This is a genomic window from Mycobacterium sp. (assembly GCF_049278535.1).
GTDB lineage: Bacteria > Actinomycetota > Actinomycetes > Mycobacteriales > Mycobacteriaceae > Mycobacterium.
The window spans coordinates 1-2,315 of record NZ_JBAPMI010000021.1; the positions used below are offsets into that span (position 1 = coordinate 1).

At 64.1% G+C, this 2,315-nt stretch carries 2 pseudogenes; both read right to left on the reverse strand.

Going from position 1 to position 2,315, the window contains the following annotated elements:
• Window positions 1–1,046: 1,046 nt before the first annotated feature.
• Window positions 1,047–1,937 (reverse strand): annotated as a pseudogene (locus WAO18_RS01065) (glycosyltransferase); the annotation flags it as partial.
• 97 nt (window positions 1,938–2,034) lie between these two features.
• Window positions 2,035–2,315: pseudogene (locus tag WAO18_RS01070) on the reverse strand (glycosyl transferase); the annotation flags it as partial.

Genomic DNA, 2,315 nt, shown 5'->3' on the forward strand with positions numbered 1-2,315 from the left:
AGGAGGTAGCGGCCGGTGTCGGGTGTCCGGCGGATTGTCTGCTCGGCGGCGCTGGTGCCGGTGAGTTTGGCTGCGTCGGTGTAGTTGATGCCGACCTGAAAGACCTGTGGTTCGGCGTCGAGGACCGCGGTCAGGCGGGTGATGTAGTTCTCGGGGGCGAAAAACCGCCAGCTTTCGCCCAGGTGCAGCCAGAACCGTCCGTCGATCCGAGCGTGGAGCAGCGCCAGTTGGGCAGCGGGCTTGTCGACGGATCTGCGACGGGCGAATTCGAGAAAACCGTAGCGCTGCTTCAGTTTTGCGCGGTCGGGGGCCGACAGGCCGGTGTCGAGCACCAGGAAGCGCGCAACCCGTGACACATCGAGGCAGCAGGTCAGAAACGAGTTGATGGTGCGCTCGGTGATCCGCGGGTCCGGCCCGGCGACCAGGGTGACGGTGACCTCGCCCTCACCGGGACAGGAGAGCAAGGACTGCACCAAGGCTTCGGGATAGGGTGCGGCGGCCTCGATCATGGCTGGCACCGAATAGTCGCGGTTGGCCGCAATCCGTTGCCGATCGGGGTCGGGGATGTCGGGCCGGTCCAGCAGGTGCCGGCACAGCGTGAACGCTTCGCCGTGCCTACCGACCCGGGATGCGCACACCGCCTGCTCATCGGTGGCGCGCCAGGCATAGACCTCCGCGCTGACAAATAACGTGTCCTCGTCTGGGAGCGGGATTTTGGCAGCCCTCTCGGCGAACAGGTACGCGAACTGGTAACGCTGCTCAACTCGATGTCGATACGCGACGGCGTACAGCGGCTCGGCGCGGGCCGGTCGAAACTGCCAGGCCTTGAGGTAGGCGTCCTCAACGTCCGGCCATGGCTCACCGAGGTTCGACATCGACACCGCGATCTGAAACATGGCGTGGTAGACCTCCTCGCCGGAGCCACCCATCTCAACCCGCCGCTCGTACCACTTGCGCGCATTTACGAAATCGCCCCGACCGCAATAGTTCTGGGCTAGGCGCAATACCGACCGCGCATCGTCGGGGTCGCATTCGACTCTGGCCAACAACCGATCGACGTCATTCGCCCATCGGTGCTGCAGGGCCAGCATCGCGCATCGGGGGTGTCGCGCGATGGAGTCCAGGAGTGCCGCGCGACCTTCTGGGCCAGGAACATTCGCGATCTCACTGAAAATCCAGTCAGCCATCCCGCCAATGAGCTCCTGGCGCGCGGGGTCACCGGCCGCCAGGTCGATCATCGCGTCGTACATCGCGGCATGCCCGCCACCTAGGGCCAGCCAGAACTTGGGAGGGTCTAGGACCCGGTTAAGCCACATACCTTGCGAGTGGCGGCGGTAGACGGACATCGTCTCCGGCAGCATGGCGATGTTGCCGCTGAATGCATGACGCACATGAAGGTAATGGTCCAGAGGCATGACATCCGCCGGGATGCGACTGTAGCTCGGGAGGCGGCGGTATACGGCCGAATTGGTCTGGATGAAGTTCCGCTTGATCAAGGCATCCAGGCTCAGGTCGTCACGCCAGCTGACCGGCGGGAAGTCCTCGTCTTCGACCCGGCCGTCTTCCCAGATCGTTCGCACGGGGTGGAAGCACACCGCGGCCTTTGGATGCCGGTCGAGGAACTCCACCTGTTTCCTCAGCTTCTGCGGATCGATCCAGTAGTCGTCTCCCTCACACAGCGCGATGTACGTGCCGCGAGCAGCAGACAGGGCGCCGACCAGATTCCTGTTGAGGCCGAGGTTTTTTGGCCTGAGGACCGGCCGAAACAGGTGCGGGTACCGGTCGACATACTCCTGAATGATCGCCCGCGTGGAATCGGTCGAGGCATCGTCGGCGACGATGATCTCCATCGGGAAGTCGATCTGCTGGGCGATAAAGCTGTCGAAAGCATCGCGGGCAAAATCTTCTTGGTTGTGGGTGGTCGTGACCACGCTCACCTTGGGTCGGTTTCGGGCAGGTGTCACTGCGAGCCTCGTTCGCTCGCGGTGAGAAGGATCCGTGCGCCATGACCGAGATGGCTTCGGGCAGTCGTCATTAGGAGTCCAGACCTGAGATGCAGAGCACTTCGTCGAGGCTGGCGTGGTCCAGCTTGTCGGGCGGGCGGCCACGCTTGACGGGCGGATGGCCGCTGGCCCGATCGAGTCGTGCGGTGTCGAACATGGCTGGGCCGGTGGCCATCGCTTCGGTCAGGAGGTAGCGGCCGGTGTCGGGTGTCCGGCGGATTGTCTGCTCGGCGGCGCTGGTGCCGGTGAGTTTGGCTGCGTCGGTGTAGTTGATGCCGACCTGAAAGACCTGTGGTTCGGCGTCGAGGACCG